Origin of the sequence: Frankia sp. EI5c, assembly GCF_001636565.1 — a bacterium.
Classification (GTDB): domain Bacteria; phylum Actinomycetota; class Actinomycetes; order Frankiales; family Frankiaceae; genus Parafrankia.
The window spans coordinates 1-16,432 of the sequence record NZ_LRTK01000035.1 but is presented as its reverse complement, the minus strand read 5'-3'; the positions used below and the strand labels follow the sequence as shown (position 1 = coordinate 16,432).

The 16,432-nt window shown below is 71.6% G+C and carries 7 protein-coding genes and 6 pseudogenes; 7 read left to right on the top strand and 6 right to left on the bottom strand.

The features are described 5' to 3' along the window. From UG55_RS47440 to UG55_RS38290, 6 genes and pseudogenes are all read left to right on the top strand, one after another. Positions 1-51: pseudogene (locus UG55_RS47440) on the top strand (hypothetical protein); the annotation flags it as partial. A gap of 25 nt (positions 52-76) precedes the next feature. Further along, the gene (locus UG55_RS47435) at positions 77-466 is read left to right on the top strand and encodes a hypothetical protein (protein WP_396230939.1); all 390 of its coding nucleotides are present in this window, start codon (positions 77-79) and stop codon (positions 464-466) included. 17 nt (positions 467-483) lie between these two features. Then, positions 484-810 (top strand): annotated as a pseudogene (locus UG55_RS38305) (type I restriction endonuclease); the annotation flags it as partial. 1 nt (position 811) lies between these two features. Then, positions 812-2,079, top strand: a pseudogene (locus UG55_RS38300) (type I restriction endonuclease subunit R); the annotation flags it as partial. Between the two features lies 1 nt (position 2,080). Further along, positions 2,081-3,556, top strand: a pseudogene (locus tag UG55_RS38295) (type I restriction enzyme endonuclease domain-containing protein); the annotation flags it as partial. 1 nt (position 3,557) lies between these two features. Beyond that, positions 3,558-3,714 (top strand): type I restriction enzyme endonuclease domain-containing protein (locus UG55_RS38290; RefSeq protein WP_242424681.1); only part of this gene is annotated, 157 nt, incomplete at its 5' end. Between the two features lie 133 nt (positions 3,715-3,847). Here UG55_RS38290 and UG55_RS17200 read toward each other — a convergent pair. From UG55_RS17200 to UG55_RS28630, 6 genes and pseudogenes are all read right to left on the bottom strand, one after another. Next, complete coding sequence (locus UG55_RS17200; RefSeq protein ID WP_242424680.1) at positions 3,848-5,116, bottom strand: DUF2399 domain-containing protein; 1,269 nt, start codon at positions 5,114-5,116, stop codon at positions 3,848-3,850. 59 nt (positions 5,117-5,175) lie between these two features. Further along, positions 5,176-6,321 carry a TIGR02678 family protein gene (locus UG55_RS17195; RefSeq protein ID WP_066070010.1) on the bottom strand — a complete coding sequence of 382 codons (1,146 nt, stop codon included), beginning with the start codon at positions 6,319-6,321 and terminating at the stop codon, positions 5,176-5,178. Next, positions 6,318-7,958, bottom strand: coding sequence for a DUF2397 domain-containing protein (locus UG55_RS17190; protein WP_083986916.1), 1,641 nt, complete (start codon positions 7,956-7,958; stop codon positions 6,318-6,320). The genes UG55_RS17195 and UG55_RS17190 overlap by 4 nt, the downstream gene beginning before the upstream one ends. 65 nt (positions 7,959-8,023) lie before the next feature. After that, positions 8,024-8,298 (bottom strand): annotated as a pseudogene (locus UG55_RS47430) (hypothetical protein); the annotation flags it as partial. Between the two features lies 1 nt (position 8,299). Beyond that, positions 8,300-12,205: TIGR02680 family protein (locus tag UG55_RS17185; RefSeq protein WP_242424664.1), on the bottom strand; the 3,906-nt coding region annotated here is incomplete at its 3' end. Between the two features lie 281 nt (positions 12,206-12,486). Beyond that, positions 12,487-12,975: a hypothetical protein gene (locus UG55_RS28630; protein ID WP_128423038.1), complete on the bottom strand. Its 489-nt coding sequence runs from the start codon at positions 12,973-12,975 to the stop codon at positions 12,487-12,489. A 1,283-nt stretch (positions 12,976-14,258) separates the two neighbouring features. Here UG55_RS28630 and UG55_RS17180 point away from each other — a divergent pair. Beyond that, positions 14,259-15,282 (top strand): annotated as a pseudogene (locus UG55_RS17180) (ImmA/IrrE family metallo-endopeptidase); the annotation flags it as partial. Positions 15,283-16,432 lie beyond the last annotated feature (1,150 nt).

The following is a 16,432-nucleotide window of genomic DNA, read 5'->3' as shown; positions in this document are numbered from 1 at the left end:
TACTCGCCTTGGGGCACGTAATGGTACTCGGCTGGTCCCGCGCGGTGCGATNCTTTTTGTCGTTCGCGGCAGCNGTCTGAAGTCTGAATTTCGGCTGGGAGTCACGCAGCGAGAGGTTGCTTTTGGGCAGGACTGTAAGGCGATAATTCCCGCAGATGACGTTGACTCCGACCTGCTCTTCCATGCAATCAATGCAAGGCGTGTCGATATTCTAGACATGGTCGACGAGACAAGTATCGGGGCTGGGAGGCTAGCCACCGAACTTATTGAAAATCTTTCCGTCCGCCTGCCGACCGAACCCAATAATCGGGTGGCTGAAGAGATTCGCAATTTGAATTCAGTAGCGGCACTGAAAGTGCTAGAGTCCGAGACTCTTTCGAAATTGAAGGACGCATTGTTGCCGAAGTTGATGTCGGGGGAGATTCGGGTGCGGGATGCGGAGAAGATTGTGGAGGATGTGACGTGAGTTCGGGTCGGGNGGCCATGACGGAGGATGACTGGGAGCAGGCGGCCATGGAGACGCTCGGCGATCTCGGATGGCAGCCGATGGCGGGGGCCCGGCTCGCGCCGCGCAAGAACGGCGAAGGGGAGCGGAGGGACTGGGCCGAGCCCATCCTGGTCGGGCGGCTGCGGGATGCGATCGGGCAGCTCAACCCGGATCTGCCGGCCGGCGCCATCGACGAGGCCGTCGCGGTGGTGCTCGCCTCCGAGTCGCGGGACGCGATCGCGGAGAACCGGCGGCTGCACGAGTTCATGGCGCGCGGGATGCGTTCCGTCACTGTCGTCGACGAGTACGGCGCCGAGCACACCNCGACGATCTGGCTGGTCGACTTCCGCGAACCGGAGCTGAACGACTATGTCGTCGCCAGCCAGGTGCGGATCGACGACGCCCACCACAAGGGCATCCGCTGCGATCTCGTCCTCTACCTGAACGGCCTGCCGGTCGCCGTCGTCGAGCTGAAGAACGCCGGGGCCGAGGGCGCCGACATCCGGGTCGCGCACCAGAAGCTGATGAACTACGTGGCCGAATGGCCGCTGGCGTTCCGGGCCACCGTGCTGTTCGCCGTCTCCGACGGGGTCACCGCCCGGTACGGCACCCCGTTCACCCCGTTCAACCACTTCGCGCCGTGGAACGTCGACGAGAACGGTGCCCCGGTGCGCCCCGAGTCGAGCCCCGGGGTGAGCGGGCAGCCGGAACTGCCGCGGGACGTCGACGACGTCCACTATGAAGACGCGCAGACGGTTTTACTGCACGGGTTGTTCGAGCAGCGGCGGTTCCTGGAGCTGCTGCGCGGCTACGTCACGTTCGCCAGTGTGGGCGGTAAGGGGCTGCAGAAGCGGATCGCGAAGGCGCACCAGTACTTCGCGGTCAGCCGGGCGGTGGAGAAGACCGTCGAGGCGATCCGCAGCGACGGGAAGGCCGGGGTCGTCTGGCACACCCAGGGTTCCGGCAAGTCGATGGAGATGGAGCTCTACGCCTACCAGGCGAGTGTCGACCCGCGGCTGGCGAACCCGACGATCCTCATGCTGACCGACCGGATCGACCTCGACGACCAGCTGTTCGGGGTGTTCAGCTCCAGCCTGCTGCTGCCCACCACACCGGTGCAGATCAACAGCCGGGACCAGCTGCGGGCGGAGCTGTCGAGCCGCGCGACCGGTGGCATCCTGTTCACCACCCTGCAGAAATTCGCCCTGACGAAGGAGGAGCGAGAGGGGAAGCCCAAGCATCCGCTGCTCTCCGAGCGGCTGAACATCATCGTGGTGGTGGACGAGGCGCACCGCAGCCACTACGACGACATCGACGGTCTCGCGCTGCGGCTGCGCGAGGCGCTGCCGAAAGCGACGTTCCTCGCCTTCACCGGCACGCCGCTGTCGGAGGCGGAGCGCAACACCCGCAACGTGTTCGGCGACTACATCGACGTCTACGACCTCACCCGCGCCGTCGAGGACGGGGCGACCGTCCGGGTGTTCCACGAAAGCCGGCTCATCCCGCTGGAGCTGCCGCCGGGGGTCGACCCGGAGACGATCGACGGCCAGGCCGACGAGATCACCTCCGGGCTGGACGATGCGGAGCGGGAGNGGCTGCGGCGCACCGTCGCCGTGATGAACGCGCTCTACGGCGCCCCGGCCCGGGTGAAGACACTGGCGGAAGACCTGGTCACGCATTGGGAGGCCCGCTCGGCGCAGATGCGCTCCTACATCGACGGCCCCGGCAAGGGCATCGTGGTGTGCGCGACCCGGAAGATCTGCGCCGACCTGTACCGCGAGATCGTCGCGCTGCGCCCCGACTGGCACGACGACGCCGTCGACCGCGGGAAGATCAAGGTCGTCTTCACCGGTAACAGCGATGACAAGGGCGAGATCTTCAAGCACGTCCGGCGGCCGTCGCAGAACAAGACGATCCAGAACCGGGTGCGCGACGCCGCCGACCCGCTCGAACTGATCATCGTGCAGTCGATGCTGCTCACCGGGTTCGACGCTCCGGCGCTGCACACGATGTACCTGGACAAGCCGATGCGTGGCGCGGCGCTCATGCAGGCCATCGCCCGGGTCAACCGCACCCACCGCAACAAGCAGGACGGCCTGCTCGTCGCCTACGCCCCGGTCGCCGAAAAGCTGCACGAGGCGCTCGCCGAGTACACCTCCCACGACCAGCTGGCACAGCCTCTCGGCCGCGACCTCGACGAGATGATCGGCAAGGTCCGCGACCTGCACGACGTGATCGTGAAGATGCTCGCCGACCACGACTGGCGCGCGGCGCTGGCCGGCGGGGCGAAGACGGCCTATAGGGACGCCCTGCTCGGAACCGTCGAGTACCTGCGGGACCCGACTCGGCCGGGGAACACCGCGCAGGACGACCAGCCCGCCCGCCGCGACCGGTTCCGCGACGCCGCGGCGCGTCTCGAACGCGCATTCGCGCTCTGCGCCGTTCGCGACGAACTCGACGACCTACGGGCCGACATCGCCTTCTTCCACGCGGTGCGGGTGTCGATGGCGAAGCTGGACGCCGAGGAGCGGCGCGCCGCCGGTCTGCCCGTGCCCGACGAGGTCGAGATCCTGCTGCGGCAGCTCACCGCGGCGACGATCGAGGCCGGTGGGGTCACCGACCTGTACGAGGCGGCCGGGATCGAGCGGCCCGACCTCACCCACCTGGACGAGGCGTACCTGGAGCGGCTGCGGGCGTCCAAGACCCCGAACCTGGCGATCGAGGCGCTGCGGCGGACCGTCGACCAGGCGATGCGCCGGATTACGAAGCACAACCTCGTCCGCCAGCGCAGCTTCACCGAGCGGCTCGTCGAGCTGATGAACAGCTACCGCAACCAGCATCTGACGTCCGCCGAGGTGCTGGCCGCGCTGGTCGACATGGCCCACGAGCTGACCGCCGAGAGTGACCGGGGCAGGCGGTTTGACCCGCCGCTGAGCGCGGACGAGCTGGCGTTCTACGACGCCGTCACGCAGAACGACTCCGCGGTCAGCGAGCTCGGCGACGAGAAGCTCGCCGCGATCGCGCGAGATCTCGTCGTTCAGGTCCGCGGGTCCGTCACCATCGACTGGANGATCCGCGAGGATGTCCAGGCTCGGCTGCGCACCATCATCAAGCGTCTGCTGGCCCGGCACGGCTACCCGCCGGACGCGGCGAAGAACGCGATCGACCTCGTCATCGCCCAGACCGAGACGTTCGCCGAGGACTGGGCATCAGACACCGACTCCTGACCGGGCGCTCGTCAAGATCATTGATGTCTGATCGCCGCCCAGCAACGGTGGGCGATGACTGGCGTGGCCTGCGCGACAGCATCATCAGCCGGAACGGTGCGGTGGCGTCAGCGGTGTGGCGGCGTCAGCGGCGTCAGCGGTGTGGCGGTGTGGCGATGCCGTGGGCGGTGAGGAGAGCGTCCATGACCCGTTCCTCGTGCACGATCGCCCGGTGGTTGTCGAACTCCACCGCCAGGTCCGGATCCCACGGAGTGGCGGGGGCCGGTGCCGGGTCGCGGGGGAGGTCGACGCCTTCCGCCTGTGCCGCCGCGAGCGCCTCCCGGTAGGCGGCGGCCGACATGTGGAACGGGGTACAGCCGGCAAGCCGGGCCCGGCTCGTCATCGCCAGGCCGGCGGCGTCGAAGTCGCCGTGGTAGCGGAGCACGGCACCGCCGGCGCCCAGCTGTGCGATCGCCTCCAGTGGGGCGGTCGCCGGGTTTCCGTTGGTGCACAGCACCGCGGCCGGCAGCCGGCGGCGCGCCGCGGCCTCGACGACCCGGGGGTTCTCCACGACGAGCACAGGCGTTCCGGCGGGGACGGTCAGCGGTGCGCGGCGCAGCGCCAGCACGGTCAGGTGCAGGGGCAGGCCGGCGGCGGTCATCGCCCGGGCGGCCGACGCGACGGGGGTGTCGCCGAGCAGTGGCAGTGCCCAGGTGAGGACGGGTGCGGAGACGAGGTCGAGGGGGATGCCCGCGCGCTCCCAGGCGATCCGCTCGGTGTCGGCGGGGCCGTCGCGGGCCACCAGCGCACGGGTGACCAGGGCGGCGAGCCGGGTGGAGGAGTCCAGGGCGTGGGCGTCCCCGCACTCCCGGGCGGCGACCTCACCGCGGCTCAGTCCCGAGGTGCCCCGCGCGAGCACCGCCGCGACGCTCCGGACCATCGCGGTCACCTCCGCCGGCGCGTGCCCGGCGAACAGCCCGTCGGACCAGGCGGCGTCCCGCCAGTTGGCCACCCACGCTGCAACAGCGGAGATATCACCGCCGCCGCCGCCGCCGCCGCCATCGCCATCGTCATCGCCACCGCCGCCGTCCGCGTCGGCGGTGCCGGCGGTGCCGAGGTAGGCCGTGACGGCCGCGGCAAGGGCCGCGCGGCGCTCGTTGGACTCCGAGCGGCGTGCCTGCGCGGCCTCACGGCGGCCTCGGGGCGCGCAGTCGAGGGCAGCGAGGGCGTCGAGGAGCCCGGCATCGGTCAGCCGTTCCACGGCGGCAGCCACTTCCTCCAGCGGCAGGGCGCGGCGGTCGGCGGGCACGGGACGTCCGACCAGAACCCCCAGGCGCCGTCGGCCCTCCGGCTCGAGCGTGGGAAGGGCCAGCCGGCCACGCCAGTCCAGGCCGTTGCGGTCCAGGGCGGCTGAGACCGCCAACCACAGGGGACGCAGCGACGGATCGGCCAGGAAAGGGTGGCGCGGGGCATCGTCACCNGTCACAGGAGGGTTCCCTGTGTGGGCTCATCCGACGCGGGTTCGCGGACGGTGATGGTGACCTTCGGGGCGAAACGGGCGGCGGCGGGGCGCGGGTGCAGCCGACCGTCGGCCTCCCAGCGGACCAGGCTCATGGATGTCAGCAGTGCCACGGCGTCGTCACGCAACCGGGCCGGGTCGGTGCTGGCGTCCCGGCGCCAGTACCTGCCGTAGCGGATGAGCAGCGCGGCCAGCTCGTCGTCGAGCTCGGTCACGGTGACGCCGCCGCGGCCGTGGTCGGCCAGTGCCTCGAGGAGCAGCAGCGCCGCGTGCGCGGTCGTCCCGCCGGCGGGGAAGGAGACGTCGGTGCACCCGCCGTCGACGTCGATGGCGGCCACCCCCTCGGCGCGGGCCTCGACGAGCAGGTCGAACATCTCCTCGCAGAAGCGGGCCTCCTCGCCGAACCGGCGGCGCAGCTCCGCCCAGTCCTCCGGAGCCACGTCGTCGGCGTAGACCACCGGATTCTCCACCAGCCGGCGGCGTACCGCGGCCCGCCCGCGTCCGTCCCCGGCCGCGCGTTCGAGTAGATCGGCGGCGGAGCGCGCGCCGACCAGCGCCGGCGCGGGCAGCATCGCCAGGCGGTCGTTGCGGATCTCCAGCAGCGCGTCCGCCGCCCCGTCGGTCTCGTATCCGCTGACCGACTGGTCGAGTTCGCGCACCACACCGTGTTCGATGAGAAAGCGCAGCGCGGTGACGAGGGCGCGCCGCTCCGCCGCCGCGCCGTCCAGGGCAATCTCGGCGTCGGCCGCCGCCGAGCGGACCCGCAGGACCAGGTCGCGCAGGCTGATCCGGTCAGGGCCGGCGGCGGTCGCCGCGAGGACCAGCGCCAGCGTGACGTACTGGCGAGTGGTGAACGGGTGACCGGTGTGGGTGCGCAGCGGCCGGTCGGCCGGGACATATCCGGACTTCACCAGCCGGGCCGTGTCGGCGCCGACCACGAGGCGGTAGCCGAGTCGCTGGGTGAACCAGCGGTCGAGCACCTCGGCGTGCCGCCGGATCAGGGTGAACAGCGACCGGTCTGCTTCGGCGGTGCGCCACGGCCGGGCGAGCAGCGCCCGACCGGCGGCCGTGAGCTCGGCGGGCCGCTGGGGGTCGCCGTCGGAGGTCAAGCCCGACCTCCGGAGGGATCGGTGGCGGCGGGGGTGCCGCTGGGCGCGGGCCCGGTGGAACCGACTGACCCGGCTGACCCGGCGGGCAGGATGGTGAGGGCCAGGTCGTGGATGGTGAGGGTGCCCACGGGCGTGTGGAGCCTGGTCGGTTGGCCGGGCCGGCGTTCGACGACGCAGCGCAGCCCGTCGGACTCCGCCTCACCTTTGGGGTGCCTGGGGCCCATCGCCGCCACGGCGGGGCCGAGGAGCCGCTGGAGCCGGGCGAGTGCGCGCTCGGAAAGCTCGGTCCCGTCGTGCAACGCGCCGTCTTGGCCGTCGGTCGCGGAGAGCAGCTCGGTCCGGGCCGCGGCGGCGGCCTCTTCGGTGGTCCGGCGGCGGGCGAGCAGGTGCTCGCGTTCCTTCGAACGGTCGAGGATCTGCCCGGAGCGGCCGCGGTTGGTGGTGTCCCCGCGCTGGCGCAGGCTGACCGGGACGAGCGCTGCCGGGGCGTCCCACCAGGAGGTGGCTGACGGGACCGGGTCGGTCTCGTCGCCGGCCCCCGCCCCCAGATGCCGGCAGCCGAACAGCCCGAACGCGGCAGCGGCCAGGCGGTGGCACTGGTCGAGCCCGTCGTGCCCGCCCGGCCCGCCCTGTCCGTCGTGCCCGTCCTGCCCGTCCGGCCCGTCGTGCCCGTCGTGTCCGTCGCGCCCGGCTCCGCCGGCTTCGGCGAACCAACCTGCCAGCCGTAGGTAGTCGGCGCGGCGCGAGGTGCTGCCGACGCCGGACCGGGACAGCCGGGTGAGGTTCTGGGTGAGGGTACGCACGGCGTTCACCGCGTCGCGGCCGAGTGCCGCGACCCGGCTCGGGGATCCCGGCCGGTCGAGGAACCAGGCGATGAGGTTGGCCCAGTCCCGCTCGCTGCTGCCGTGCTCGGCCCGGACCCGGACGCCGGTCAGCCCGGCCTCGGCGACCCGCGCGGCGAGGCCGTCGTGAGCGCGGGCCACCAGCACCGGGATCCGGGGTTCGAGCGCGGTGAGCAGGGCCGCGATCGGCCGGGCGCGGCGCTCGAGCGCATCCAGGCGCTCGCCGACGTAACCGACCAGCACCTCGGAGAAGAACGCGAACTCGGTCTCGTCGAGGTCGAAGCGCGACTGCCACTGGTTGATCGCGGCGAAGAACTGGGTGATCTCGGCGGAGAAGGCGCGGTGCGGGTCGAAGACGGCGCGGACGTGGTCGGCGAGCACCGTCGGCTCCGCCCGCGCGGCATCCAGGCGCAGCAGTGCCTCCAGCGCGGTGGCGAGCGCGTCGAGCCGGCCCAGCGAAACGTCGCGGACCTCGTCGACCTGGGCGAGTACCCCCTCGACGAGTTCGTGGACCTCCTGCCCGACCCGGGTGATCAGGTACCGGTTGCGGCGGCGGTAGTAGTCGGCGACGGTGCTGACCGTGCCGACGGACGCCGAGACGTCGAGGTTGCCCCAGCCGCGCAGGGCCTCCAGCCGGCTGGCGACCGTCTCGACCGGCAGGGCGATCCCGGCGTCGGCGAGTCGGGCGGCGACGTCGTCCGGAGTGAGCTCGGCGAAGAAGGTGCCCGCGAAGACGCCGAGGATGATCCGGTACTCGGGGCTCTCGGTGACGTAGGCGAACACGGAGGTGCCCACCTCGGTCGCCGTGGCTGGCCCGGTTCCTGTGGCTGGCCGGGTTCCTGTGGCTGGCCCGGTTCCCGTCACCGGATGGCACCCGTGAGCTCGGTGCGGCGGTGGCCGTCCCAGTGGTAGTGGACGAGCGCGATCGTGCGCAGGTCCGGGTCCCGCAGCACCTCGACGATCGACAGTTCGGGCACGTCGGCGTGGGTGCCGAACAGCCGCTCGCTGGTGACCACGAAGTCGAGGTCCAGCTTCACCAGCAGTCCGAACAGCCGGCCGTGGTTGTCCTCGGAGACCTTCGCGAAGGCGTCGTCGAGCAGGATCAGCCGGGGGGCGCCGACCCCGTGCGGGTCATNGGCGGCGGCCGAGGCGGAGGCCGCCGCGGCCATCGGGAGATAGGTGACGAGCTTTTTCTCCCCCTCGGAGAGGCGGGTGCGCCGGGTGAGCAGCTCGTCGGGCCGCTCCGGCCTGCACAGGTAGATCCGCAGCTCGTGCCAGCGGCGGTAGTCCAGGACGTCCTTGATGACGTCGCGGTAGGACGAGTCGGGGCGCTTCTGGCGCTCCTCGTTCACCAGCCCGGCCACCGCGGCGCGCACGGTGGCGTCCTCCTCGGCGGTGCGGGCGTCCGGGTCCTTGGCCAGCAGCGCCAGCGCGGTCGCGACGGCCGGTTCCAGATCGCCGCGGTTCCGCCAGTTCAGCCGAACCCCGATGCCCTGGGTGGTGGTGACCTCGCCGAGGACCGCGTTCATCCGCTCGATGAGCTCGCGCGCGTCGAACAGGGCGCGGGCGACCTCCCGGGCGACCCGGCCGTGCAGGAGGTTGCGCAGCGCCTGGTCCTGCTGGGCGGTCAGCAGGTGACGGGCACGCCGCAGGTCGGCCGCCACCTGGACGGTGGCCTCGGAGAGCACCCGGCGGCCGTAGGGGCCGGACACCTCCACGGCCAGCGGCAGTCTGTCCGCGCCGCGGCGGGACTCCGCGTCCCACCCGGCGCCCAGGCTGTCGCGGACGGTGCGCAACGACCGGTTCAGCGCGTCCTCGCCGACGTCCCGCTCCGGTTCCGGCACGGCTGTGCGCAGCGCCGCGACGAGGCGGGACGTCCCCTCCACCGTGTCCGGCTCGGTAGGAGACAACGGGTCGGCCGGCGCGTCGTCCCGCATCACATCCGCCGCCGCCCTGGCCGCGGCGAGCAGGCCGTCGACGGCGGTGACGGCGAGCAGCGCCTGCCACTGGCCGCGGCACGCCCGCTCGGCCAGCTCCGCGGCATCGGCCGCACCATCGGCCTCCGCCTGCGCGGTGGCGGCCGTCTTCACCGCGTCGGTGTGGCCGCGGCGGGCGCCGGTCAGCTGGGTCTCGATGTCGCTGTGCCGGGCGTCCAGCTCGGTGATCTGCGCGACGACGCGGCGGGGCTCGTCGCCGAGCGCCGCCCGGACGGCCGCCAGCTCCGTCTCCGCCGACTCCGCCCGCAGGGATGCCTCCGCGGCGGCCTCGGCGGCCGTCTCGAAGGCCGCGGACTCCGCCGACCAGGTCGCCACCGCCGCCGCCCAGTCCTCCAGCGAGCGGCGGGCTGCCTCGACCCGGCCCGGCAACAGGCCCAACGCGGCCTGGGCGTCCGCCACGGCGGCGGCGACGGAGACCAGCGCCGCGTCGTCGAGGGTCAGCCGGGCGGTCGCGGCACCCGTCTGCGCCCGAGCCCAGACCTGCTCGGCCGCCCGCTCGGCCTGTACCGCGGCCCCGCGGGTTTCCTCGGCCCGATCCGCCGCCCGCCGGGCCGCCTCCGTCATCGCCGCGGCGGTCGCGGCGGTGTCGTCGACCTCGGCGGTGGAGGGAACCGCCCGGGTGAGAACCCGCAGCGCGTCGGCGTGGCGGCCGAGCTCCCGGTGCGTCGCCTGATGGGCGTCCCGCAGCCGTTCCGCGTCGTCCAGCGCCGCGGTCAGTTCCGCGATGCGGCGTTCCCGCCTGGCCGCCCGAGCCCCGGCCCCGATGTGCTCCGCGCCGTCCTTGCAGTGCCGGCCACGCAGCGGCCCGGCACCGAACGCCCCGTGGACGTCGAGCCACAGCGCGGCGCCGGACGCGGCGCCCAGCCCGATCCGCTCCAGGACACCGCGGATCGTGCGTTCAGTGACCGCCGTGTTGTCCGGGAGTGCCGGCACGAGCACCGCGGCGAGGTTCGGTGCGACTGCCGGCCCCGGGCCGACGAGCAGCTCACCGGTGGCGGCTACCGCGGTTCCCCCGTCCAGCACCTGCGCGGTCAGCAGCCCGACCGCCTCACACGCCGCCTCCAGGCCGGCGCACGCCCCCGCGTCCAGACCCGGCGCGAAGTCGACGAGGGCCGCGAACAGCGCGGCGTCCGGCGGTTCGCCCGCCCGCCAGCCGCCGCGGGGCAGCGGCAGCTCGCCGGACGCGCGCACCTCGGCCAGGGCACCGGCCAGCCGCCGCACCTCCCGCACCGCGGCGTCGGCCGGGACGCGTGCGGCGGCCACCGCCGTGGCGAGCACGTCGGCCGCTTCGGTCGCCGCGGCTGTGACGGCGGTGACGCGGGCGCGGGCCGCCTCGCGCGGGCCGCCCTCTTCCTGGCCCGCGACGACTGGTACAGCCAGCCAGCCACCCGGCCCACCGGGTTCGGCCGGCGGTACCGCGCGGAGCAGGCCGGTGAACTCCCGTGCCCAGTCCGCGACCGCGACCCGGTGGCGTTCCCCGGCCGCCGTGGCGTCTGCCCGGGCGACCACAGCGCGTTCCCGTTCCTGGCTGGCCTCGGTCTGCGCCGCCTCGGCGCGGCTGTTCGCGGTGGCGGCCGTGCTGTCGGCCCGCTCCGCCCCGCGGAGCAGCTCGGTCACCCGCCGGACGTCATCCCGGCGCCGCCGCAGCGTGTCGCCCGCGGCATCGAGGCTGAACGCGGCCAGCGGGTCGCTGCCCGCGGCCGGCCCCTCCACGCCACGGCCCTGCCCGCTACCGCCCTGCCCGCTACCGCCAAGCCCGCCACCGCCAAGCCCGCCACCGCCCTGCCCGGCACCGGCGAGGGCCTGGACCCGGAGCACCGGCGGGTCCGGCAGGCCGAGCTGGACCGCCGCGGGCAGGGCGAGCCGCGCCACCTCGGACAACCCGTCGCGGATCTGGCTCAGATCGCCGTCGACCCGGCGCCGCCGTGACGCGGCTGTCTCCGTGGCCACCTCGACCCGGCGGTGCGCGTCGCGCTGGTGCGCCTGCTGCCGGACGGCCTGCCCGCGCAGGTTCGTGACGTGCTCCTGCCGGGCCAGCAGCGCCTGGTGGTCGCGGTAGGCGTCGGAGCTGCGCAGCCCGGCCAGACGAGCCTGCACCCCGGCCTTCTCTCGCTCCAGGTCGGTGATCTCCGCGGCGAGGCGCCGCTCGGCGGTGGCCGTCTCATGGGCGAGCCCGCGCAGCCGACCGCGCCGCTGGGCCGCCGAGCGGGCGGCGCCGACTGCCGCCGCTGTGTCCGCCGCGGCGGCGAGCAGCACGCGGCGGGCATAGTTCCGGTAGGTGTCGAACAGGCTGCCCAACGCCCGGTCCGTCTGTTCCAGTGCGGCGACGTTGCGCCGGTGGTCCTCCAGGTCCTCCAGCGGTTGCGCGGCGTCGGCGACCGCGTCCTCGGGTACCGGGGGCAGTGCCTCCTGCAGTCGCTGCGGCAGGTCGGCGTCGATGCGGTCACCCACCCGCGGATTGCGGACCTGGTGGAGCAGGGCCAGATACCCGGCGGGATCCGCGCCGCCGAACAGCCGGCGGGACACCTCGGCCTGGTATTCGGCCGTTCGCGTGAACACCGCGTCGGCGCCCAGCTCCGCGCGCAGCGCCTCGGAGCTCAGGGGGATACGGTTCGTCGTCAGCGAGAAGTCGACCCGCACGCGCCGGGGAGTGGAGAACCACCAGGAGGTCACCCGGTCGGTGCTTCGGTTGGCCCGGATTCCGCAACCGAGGCTGTGATGGCGAACCCCGCCCGGCATCGTGTCGTCCGGCCGGCTGAACTCGATCCACAGATAGCCGGTGCGCTGGGTCTCGTCGTTGTCCGACAGCATCCACGACCGTAGGATTCCGGTCTGCTCGCCCGCCGCGTCGATCCGCCGGGTGTCCGCCTCCAGCAGGAACGGCAGCAGCATGTTCATGGCCGTGGACTTGCCGGAACCGTTGACCCCGCGCAGCAGCAGGCGCCCGCCGGCGAAGTGCAGCGTCTCGTCACCGTACTGGTAGACGTTCAGGATGCCCGCGCGCGACGGCCGCCAGCGCGGTGATTCCGGCGACGTCAGAGCCACAGACATCCTTTCCCCACAGCCAGTTCCGCCACGAGCAGTCTTCCATGCCGCCGCCGGTTGCGGATGGCCGCGCAACGGGGAACACAAGAGGACCATCCCTGTCCACGGTCGGTGGCTTCCCCAACGCGGCGGAACTCAAGGAGACGAGGCGTCTTCGCGCCGAACTCGGCAGCCGGCACCGGCCCGGCCGGGGCCGGGCCGGTGCGGCGCTCGCAACTCGGCGTGCTCGCTTGTCGATGCCTACGGAAATCTCGAGGCCGGGAAACTGATGGGCGTGTTCCTCAGCAATGCACTCCAGTGACCCCGTTCCCGCCAACGTACCAACGCACCGCGTCGACGGTGTCCTTGAATCCGGTCGCATTGGCCTGGCCGGTACCACAAATGACAGGCCTTGGTGTGGTGGTACAGGATGTGCCACCTACCGCGACATTACATGCGGAGATACTCCCGTGATTGTACTGTGCCCGGGCGCTGGTGCCGGACGGGAGCGCGGCGTTCAGCTCGAGCTGGGCCCATTCTGTGTTGCAACTCGGACTGTACTTGACCCTCAACGTGCCGAGATTGCCCTCCTGATAGGGGTAGTTTCGATACCAGTACGACGATGCTCCGATGACGATCGCGTCGCTCTGATCACACGCCACCGCGGCCACCGCGGCCGGGGCCGCGGTGGCCGTTGGAGCCGGGGCCGCCGCCTGCGCGGGCCCGGCCGCGCCCAAGGTCCCCATGCCGACCGCCGTCGCGGCGGCCGCTCCTACATTGAAAAAGCTCACCCGCACTTCTTCGATCCATCCCTTCGTTTCGCGCAGGCCGGCCCGTCGCGAGGAAAGGTACCCACGAGGACCCGGCCGCCAGCGGACTCACGGCGCACCGTTTCGCGCACCACCGGTACGCATACATCTGTCGAATCCACCGGGCGGCCGCCGGCGGGCCGAACCCTTCCTGGAAAGAACACTGCGAACTTTAGCGTCCCATCAAGATCGAGGTGAACGAATCGGCGAGAACCGTAACTCGACGCGTTCCGGGCCCGGATGGTTAGCCGGTCACATTCTGTGCTTTCCGAATGGAGGCGGTCCGCGGCGGCGGTCGGTGGCGGTGGCTTCGCGTTTTCCTGGGCGGGCACCTGTGTGAACTGCGGATTCGTAGCCGTGGCGCGCCGTCCGGGTGGCGTTGTCGCCCAGTGCTCGATGAACCTCGGTTTGCCGTTACCCCCGTCACCATCTGCGATCGCTGGTGGTCCCTCTGTCGCAAGGACTCGCCNTCGCGGACTCGGATAGGTGATTGAGGTCACAGTTTTGCGCGCCGAGGTCAGTAGGACAGGGCTGGGTCGACACCGATACGCCGTGGCGGTATGTGGCGACGCCGTCGGTGTCCGGCTGCCCGCTGCCCGCTGCCCGCTGGCCGCCGGTCAGGGTGACAGCGGTGTCTGATATTGGGATCGTGGGTCGCGATATCCGGATCGTGGCGATCCGTGGGGGAGATGGTTGCCCACCGGGAGACCCGCGAACGGGGACCTTGCCCCGCCGTGGACGCAGCCACCCGTCCGACTCGCCGGGCCCGGTCGGGGCAAGGTGCACGGCCGGGTCCAGACCAGCTGCTGTGACCAGCGCCTTCAGGGCCGCCAGGGCGCCTGCCGGAGGCTGGCGGGGCGGATTCCCGCGGTCGCTCGTGGCTGGCGGACAGCTCGGTGGCGGTAACTAAAGAGCTTTCGGTGTCCTTTTGCGGAAACCAGCTTCGAGGGCTTGCAAAAACCGATCCGCCGTCGGTGTCAAGACCCCAGGCAAGGTGGAAACAAGGAGCTCTTTAGNCGCATGAAGGGGACATCCGCGCCCGCGCCGAAAGATGGCCAGCGCTGTCAGAGCGCGGGTGATGACGATTGAGCGGGTGCCGCTTCAATCCCGCGGGGCGTCGACGACCGAGGACGACCGGGGTCGACGGCACGGACCGGCGCCGGCAGCCCGGTGCCACCTGACGGCCAGAGCTCAGGCTCTCGCGTCCGGGACCGGGCCNGGGTTGTGCCGTTGGGAAAATCCCAACGGGGTGGTAGCGTGTGGCTATGCACGGCATCGGTGATCGCGTGCTGGCGCACATTCGGCAGACGCAGGTTCAACAGGCTCACGTTCAACAGGCTCACGTTCAACAGGCTCAGCCGGCAACCTCACATCGCGCCATCGCGGCTCAGATCGGGATGACGCCCGATGCGTTCTCGCGTGCGCTCAACGGCAAGCGTGCCTTCTCCTCGATCGAGCTGGCCCGCCTCGCCGACCATCTGAACGCGGACATTCACTGGCTGATCACCGGGGAGCCCGATCCCTGCAGGCTCGTCGTCGCCGCGCGGCACGACTTCGACCATGAGACGGGCGGCCGGGAGGTACCCGGGCGAGACGGTGACGAGCAGGTGCTGCGCGACATCGCGCTCGCGTACCAGCAGGCCTACCCCGAGTCGCAGCATCAACCGGATCTTCCGGATGGTCACGCGAAGATCAGGGCGGCGCTGGGGGAGAACTTCGTACGTCCCTTCGCGGATCGAGTGGAAGATCATCTGGGTATTGACGTCGTCCGGGTCACCGGGTTGTCCACGGCCTACTCGTTCGCGGTGGGCGGCCGGCGGGTGATCGCGCTGCCGATCACCGGAAACTGGTTCCGCGACAACTGGTCCCTGGCGCACGAGCTCGGCCACCATGTTCGCGGACACCACGACCACGGGCTCTCCCCCGCCGAGCGGGAGCGGCACGAGGCCGCGGCCAACGCGTTCGCCGCGGATCTCCTCCTACCGCGCGAGCTGGTCACCGCGATCGGCTGGGAGCGGCTGGACGCCGCGGGGCTCGCCGATCTCGTGTGGCGTTGGGGAGTATCCACCGACGCTCTCGCCCGTCGCCTGAAGGCCGTGAACAGTTACGTGCCCGACCTGGTGCGGGAGTGGGCCCGATATCCGACCCAGCGTCTGCTGCGGCATCACTGGAAGTCCGACCCGGGCACCGACGAGATCACGCTGCGGATGGACGCGGCCACCCGGCGGCGGATTCCACTCACCCTTCAGACGGCACACATCGAAGGCATCGCGTCCGGCCGTCTGGGAANAGGGACACTCGCGTGGCTGCTCGATGTCGACCCGGACGCACTGGAAGTCGACACACCGGCGATTCCCGACCTGGACATCGACGGTTTCGCAGAGGCGCTGGGCCTCTGAACCCGTGACATCGCTTCTTTTCCNGGACAACACCGTCCTGATCAATTTTGCGATCATCGATCGTATGGACCTGCTGGAACAACTGGCGAACGGGAACGGCCGCTGGTGCGCGACCGTGGCGTCCGAATGCGACCAGTCGGCGCGGAGGCCGGGTCTCGGCACGCTTGCCCAGGCGCGCACCATCTTCGGATCCCCGCTGTTCCCCAACGCGGCGGAACTCCAGGAGACGAGGCGTCTTCGCGCTGGACTCGCCGGCCCGGGCGACCATCCGCACCGGCATCTCGGTGAAGCAGAGACGATCGCAATCATGATCCGCCGCAATCTTAAGGCGTTCTTCGTCACCGACGACGTAAGCGCCGCCCGGCTTGCCGCGCGGGAGGGTTTCCTCGTGGTCACCACCTGGGACCTGCTGAAGGTCGCGGCCCGGAGGAAGGGCTGGGTCGACGCCGACACGCTGTGGCGGTATGTGGCGACTCTCCAGGCCAACCGGCGCGGCGGTCTCGCCCGGGTCAGGGACCGGCCCTCCTTCGACAAATGGCTGGCGTCCTGACCGTCACGTGGTGCGTGGCGTGGCATCGCCGCCAAGGTGATCGTCAAGGCCGGGAACGCTCGTCGGTATCCGGCTGCCCGCCAGCCGCCGGTCAGGCTGACATCGGTGTCTGATATCGGGATCGTGGGTCGCTGATACCCGGATCGTGCCGATCCGTCGGAGGAAATGGTTGCCCACCGTCGGCCTCGAACGGGGACAACGCCCCGCCGCGGACGTAGCTGCCCGTCCGACTCACTGGGCGGGGGCAGGGCAAGGCGAACGCCCAGGCCTGCGCCGCTGCTGTGACCAGCGCCTTCAGGGCCGCCAGGGGCGCCTGCCGGAGGCTGGCGGGGCGGATTCCCGCGGTCGCTCGTGGCTGGCGGACAGCTCGGTGGCGGTAACTGAAGAGCTTTCGGTGTCCTTTCGCGGGAACCAGCTTCGAGGGCTTGCAAAAACCGATCCGCCGTCGGTGTCAAGACCCCAGGCAAGGTGGAAACAAGGAGCTCTTTAG